The sequence below is a fragment of the Paenibacillus zanthoxyli JH29 genome (genome assembly GCF_000520715.1).
Lineage (GTDB): Bacteria > Bacillota > Bacilli > Paenibacillales > Paenibacillaceae > Paenibacillus_AQ > Paenibacillus_AQ zanthoxyli.
In genome coordinates this window covers 1-6,429 of the sequence record NZ_ASSD01000309.1, presented here as the reverse complement: position 1 = coordinate 6,429, position 6,429 = coordinate 1, and the positions used below count along the sequence as shown (strand labels likewise).

Sequence of the window (6,429 nt, the reverse complement as noted above, 5' to 3'; positions counted from 1 at the left end):
GAGCGGCTGCAGAGGGAGGCCGAGCAGCAGCCGTTTGATTTGGAGACCGGACCGCTGCTGCGGATCCAAGCCATTCGGATGAGCGAGCAGGAGTGGGTGATGCTGGGAACGATCCACCACATTATTGCGGATGGATGGTCGATCGGTGTATTTATGCGGGAGTGGATGCGCCTGTACGAAGGATTGGTCCAGGGCCGCTCCGCAGAACTGGAGCCACTGGCTGTGCAGTATGCAGACTTTGCATCGTGGCAGCGATCCTGGCTGAAGGAAGAGGTGCTCTCGAGCCAGCTGTCGTACTGGAAAGAGCAATTGAGCGGCGAATTGCCCGTACTCCAGTTACCCACGGATCGACCGCGGCCTAGCGTACAAAGTTACAAGGGGAGGACGTATGCCTTTGAGGTGCCGGGCAGCATTGCGGCGAAACTCCAAGCGCGCAGTCGGGAGAACCAAGCGACGTTGTTTATGACGTTGATGGCAGCGTATCAAGGATTTCTATCCCGGTATACAGGACAAAGCGACATTGTGGTTGGTAGTCCCGTGGCTAACCGGAACTACCGGGCCATTGAGGGCTTGATCGGATTTTTTGTCAATACCTTGGTGTATCGTTCCGAAGTGGATACGACCCAGAGCTTTGAAATGCTGCTGAGCCAGGTCAAACAGCAGGCGCTGCAAGCCCAGGACAATCAGGATGTACCGTTTGAAAAAGTGGTTGAAGCGCTGCAACCGGAACGGAGTTTGAGTTATTCGCCCGTGTTCCAAACGCTGTTTAACTGGCAAGCGCAAGAGCAGGCGGAACTGTTAAAGCAGTCCGGCGGAGCAGGAAGAAGCCTGGAGCAGTTGGAGAGCTACGGAGGAATCTCGAAGTTCGACCTGACGCTGGCGATGAGCGAGCAAGCGGATGGTGGGTTGATGGCCAGCTTTGAATACAGCACGGAACTGTTTGAAGCGGAGACGATTCAGCGGATGTCCAGGCACTGGTTAACGTGGCTGGAGGAGATATCAGAGCGACCGTCCGAAGCGCTGGGGAAACTGGAGCTGATGGAGGCGTCAGAGAAACGCCAGATTGTAGAAGAATGGAATCAGACCGAAGTTGTGTATGCGGACCAGCGATTGGTCACCGAGCTGATCGAAGAACAGGCAGCGGAGAATCCGGAAGGGATCGCGGTGATCTTCGGGGAAGAGGCATGGAGTTACCGGGAACTGAATGAACGGTCGAACCAGTTGGGACATTACCTGCAAAAACGAGGCGTGGGTCCGGAAGTTCTGGTGGGCATATGCATGGAGAGATCGGTAGAGATGCTGGTGGGATTGCTGGGGATTCTGAAGGCGGGAGGCGCCTATGTACCGATGGACCCGTCGTATCCGCAAAGTCGATTGAGCTATATGGCACAAGATGCTGGGTTGAAGCTGGTGGTCACCAAGCAGGGCATGACGGACAGCTGGTTGCAGGACGTAGGGAAGATCGAACTGGATGCCGAGAAGGAGCAGATGGAGAGGGAAAGCCGAGAAGCGCCGGAGAATCAGGCCACAGGAGAGAACCTAGCGTATGTGATCTATACCTCGGGTTCAACGGGTCAACCGAAAGGGGTCATGATTCAACAGAACAGTCTCATGAACTTCCTCTTTGCAATGAAACAAACGTTACATTCAAATGCAGATATGAACTGGTTGGCAGTAACCTCCATGTCGTTTGATATTTCCATATTGGAATTATTTCTGCCGCTCATGAGCGGAGCAAAGTTGATCATGGCTTGCGGAGAAGAGGTCCGGGACGGACAAAAACTGGCAGCACTGATTAGACAGCATCATGTAACCCATATGCAAGGAACGCCTTCGACTTGGAAACTGCTAATGGGAGAAGGCGTTGTATTACCACGGACCTTTACCGCACTGGTAGGTGGTGAAGCCCTCCCCGTTCAAATAGCCGAGCAATTGATCTCCAATGGAAGCCGAGCAATCAATATGTATGGTCCGACAGAGAGTACGATATGGTCCGCACTTTGGGAAATACAAGGGAATGAATGTATTCGGATTGGCGGACCTATGGCAAATACCCGGATGCATATCCTGGATGCGGAGCAACAACCGGTACCGATAGGAGTAGAAGGGGAACTGTACATCGGGGGGAGCGGTCTGGCCAGAGGATACCTACACATGGAAAAGAAGACATCGGAAAGATTTAAGCTTCTTTCGCTTAAAGAAGGCCAAGAGGAACGATTGTACCAGACCGGAGACGCAGCAAGATATCTGTCCAATGGAGAGATCGAGTACCGAGGTCGGTTGGATCACCAAGTGAAAATAAGAGGATACCGAATTGAGTTGGGAGAGATTGAAAATGTTCTTCTAAGGTATCCAACGATTCAACAAGTGGTGGTGACCGTAAAGACGTTTGGGGAAGAGGACAAACGGATAGCGGCGCATATTGTAGGGGAAGGGAGCCCTGAGGAGTGGCGAAGCTATACGCAGGCTCATTTGCCAAGCTACATGATACCTTCGTATTTTATTCAGATAGAACATATACCGCTCTTATCTAATGGAAAAATTGACCGGAATGCTTTGAGAATAGAGGATCCCGAAGGAAAAGATAGCGAGCCTGTTCTACCTAGAGATCAAGTGGAATCTTATTTGTATGAAGCCTTCCAAAATTTACTTGATTATAAAAATGTCTGTGTCAAAAAGAGTTTTTTTGAAATGGGAGGTCATTCTCTACTAGCTGTTCAGTTGATTGCTAAAATAGAGAGAGAATGGGGAATGAGATTGGGACTCTCTTACTTTTATCAAAATCCTAATATTGAAAAATTGGCTGAACTTATTAAACGAGATGATAAATTATTAGAACAGGATCGTATTACGTTTAAAATGGGTAACGGAGATGGACATCCTTTCTTTTTTATTCATCCAGCTGGAGGCCATATAAATGCATATTTAAAATTATCCGAATTATTAAGTAAAGCATGCACATTTTATGGTATCCAGTCTCCATTACTATTACACCAAGATGATGAATTCACACTCAATCAACTTTTAGAAGTGTATGTTGCGGAAATTAAAAAGATTCAACCCAAAGGCCCTTACATTTTAGGAGGTTGGTCACTTGGAGGGGTACTAGCATACAAAATAGCAGAAGAGCTACAAAAAATAGATACCGTAAATATGGTCGTCATGTTAGATAGTATGTTCCCAGGAGAGAGTTACAAGTTGTCTGAAGAAGAGCTCGCACAAGAAATAAGAAGCAGCTTTCTGAAAGAAAAAGAGTTAACGTACAAAAACACAAATAAAAAAGAAGAGATTCTGGAGGATATTTTTAATGAATCAAAAAAAATAAATATGATACCTTATAGTACCACTTACAATGAATTCATTAAGATGGTTAACATTTATAAGACGAATATGAATCTATTGGTAGATGAAACCATCCAGCAACTTAACTCTAAGGTCCTATATTTTAGTACGAAAGAAGGAAGGGACCTGTCCAATGAATGGGTGGAATTAAACAGTAATAATATCGAACTAAATTATGTTGAAGGTAAGCATGCTAATATGATGGAAACACCGATTGTTGAAGGAATCGGTGAGATTATAAGTCGACATATTATTAAAGTTATGACGCCTGAAGCTATTAAATGAGATTTCAAGTGCTAGTAGTAGGCACTACTACGTTTATTTAGCACCTTCATAAGTATTCATAACCATGTCAAGTAGATATAATAAAAAAGACATCTTATGTTACGTGGCAAAACCTCATTTAGTGGACATTCAAAAAAACCTAGGTTTATAAGCTGACGTCGGTAAGTTATCGGCGTCAGCTTTGTTATGTGCGCTCAGCATGGGCGCTATCTATAGGGGTAATACCAGCGTCGCTGTCACCAAGTGCAAACGTATGAGTTAGATTGGAAATTTGTTGATAACCTCGTTGTACTCGTTTTGTGCTTCGGTAATGGCGAGCTTTGAATACACCTCTAATGACTTGCGGCTTTCATGGCCGGAGTACGGTTGTATGAGTGCGTCGTCAATGCCCTTCTTTTTCAGCCAGGTTAGTAGGAAGTGGCGTAGCTTGTCTGGCGAAAGGTTTTTGTAAGACCGGCCTCTTCCGAATACTTGGCCAAAATTTTCCGAATACCTCGATCCGTATATTTCTTCTTCCACGATGACTCAAATAGATACATTGCCTGCTTTTTCCTCATCGCCTCAGCGTGCATGGCCAGCAGTTCTTTAAATGACTGTGGGAATGGAACGATGCGGTCCTTGCCGCCCTTTCCGTTATTAATGCGAATTTGGCAGTAATGAAAATCAATGTCCGTCAGCCGAATATTGATGAGCTCGCTTACCCGGATTCCGGTATACATGAGCGTCTTGACAATCATCATATCCTGGAAATTTTTCGACTTCCAGACAACCTCGTAATAGCGCTTGAGCTCCTCTTCTGTTGGAACGTAGGGTAGCTTTTTGGATGCCTTTGGAATATCGATTTCAAGCTCCGTTCGCAAGTGCTGGAACAGACTTTTCAAGTATGCATAGTCTGGCCGCTCGCCGCGCAAATACTTGGCGAGCTCACGGGCTTTCTTTTTGGATGATGTACGTTTTTCCGTCACGCGAGTTCTCCTTCCAAAGATAATCGTTCACTCATGTTGAGGCGGAATGTGCCGTAAGGGTCGACATGTGTGTAGATGAGGGGTGTAAGCGCCCGTAAATCTTCCGGTGTCATCATGTCGAACCATCTTTTGTTTGAGTGAATATTTTGCAGCATGAGGGTGTTGACGTAAACGAGACAATTTTGTAAAAGATGCAGCGATAGAACGGCCATTTCTTGATCCTCCATACGATTCGTTGCGATTTCGCCGCCTTTGCCGTAAAAGATGAAGCTGTTGGCTGAGTTCCAGTTTTCCACAACGTTCAGCCCTTCATTAATCTCGCGGCGCAACTCTTCGGCGTTCAAATAGTCGCATAAAAAGACCGTCTTGACGGCTTTACCCAGCTCCCCTAAGGCTTGGTAAGTTGGATGTTTCAAGTTGTTTCGCGTGAACCGTTTCAAGATGGCTTCCGTCTCGGCGGTACCAAGCCGCAGCGCAGTAGCGTACTTCATCATTTGGTCGTATTGCTGGCGGATCAGTTCCCAGTTGATCGGCCTGGTGAGAACCGGCTGGAGGTTAGAATAAGCATCGGCCATGTCGGGTTCGGGTCGATACAGTTTTTGTGAATGGATCGCCTTGAGACGCGGCATGAGCTGGTATCCCAGCAAATAACAGAAGGCAAACGCGACTTCGCTCTGCCCGTGGGAATCGACGTAGTTCTTCTCGACTTCCATATAGGTACAGTGGCGAAGCAGTCCCTCCATCATGGCAGCGACTTCCGACGAGGAACATGATTTGAGTTGCGAGTAAATGCACGTTGAATTTTTCTCAACATGCCAGTAAATCATCACGCCGCGGCCTCGGTACCGGTTGTGCCATTCCGTCATGAGGTTCTGATCCCATGCGCCGAATTTCTTAGAGTCTGACGCGCAGGACGTTGTACCCTCACCCCAAACCTCTTGCATCCTCACCTTGAAAATGTGGTTGACGACATCGGCTATGGCATTTCGCAAATTGTCTTTATGAATGAACTTGCGTCTTACATACAGCAAGTCCTTATAGGAATCGCCATGATCCCCGGCACTCACACGTTTCAAGCCCGTGTTGGTTCCAAGGCCGTAGAGCGAGAGAATCAGTCTTTTTTGCAGCGTCCCCCGATCCAAAATTTCTCGATTGGCAACTGTCTTAAATTGTTCCGTGAATCCAATTCGCAGGTCCGCTTCTTTCATGATATCGAGCAGGCTCGTCATTGGCCAGCGTCGAAGCAACTCACCTTTTAATCGGGATAGGTTCATCGGCTCCGCTTGGGGCTCCAGAGGTGAAACGCCGATCCAACCGCCCGCTTTTTCCGTAATGCGAACCTTTGGATTCTTTGGCATCCCGGCATTTAGCTTCTCCAGCCCTTCGCTCATCGCTTGTTTCAGCGTCGTAATAAAGGCTTCCGCATCGAGCGGCTGTTTCAATGCTTTGTAGTTCTCTTCCCGGCGCTCTTCAAAATCGGCGGGCAGGTCTTCGTCCGGATTGCGGTACCGATTTGCGCCCACGACCCATACTTCTTTGCAGCGTAGTTTGTCGCGCAGCGCTTGAAGGGCGCTGATTTCATAATTTATCCGATTAATGCGTTCCTGTCCCTTATCGTCCTTCTCGACTACAATATCTCGGTTCACGCTGCGAATAACGCCGTCAATCGGGCTATTCTCGAAGGAGGGGAAGTAATGCAACCCTGAGTCCGCATAATTTTGGATTAACTCCAAAGCCCGGATAACAGGACGATGAACCTCGTTATTGGAGCGGAACTGCAGAATGCTTAGAATTTCCGGTACCATACGTCGGTAGTGGCTGGGGGGGGGAGGGCGGG

Annotated in this window: 2 protein-coding genes and 1 pseudogene; 1 reads left to right on the top strand and 2 read right to left on the bottom strand. The window is 47.6% G+C overall.

Features of this window, described 5'->3' with window-relative positions:
• Positions 1–6 precede the first annotated feature (6 nt).
• Positions 7–3,627: a non-ribosomal peptide synthetase gene (locus L691_RS0111300; RefSeq protein ID WP_269634843.1), complete on the top strand. Its 3,621-nt coding sequence runs from the start codon at positions 7–9 to the stop codon at positions 3,625–3,627.
• Between the two features lie 258 nt (positions 3,628–3,885).
• Here the strand turns inward: L691_RS0111300 and L691_RS34080 are convergent.
• Positions 3,886–4,367, bottom strand: a pseudogene (locus L691_RS34080) (tyrosine-type recombinase/integrase).
• A 221-nt stretch (positions 4,368–4,588) separates the two neighbouring features.
• A partial coding sequence (locus L691_RS0111290; protein WP_036736675.1) for a Tn3 family transposase occupies positions 4,589–6,429 on the bottom strand: 1,841 nt, incomplete at its 5' end.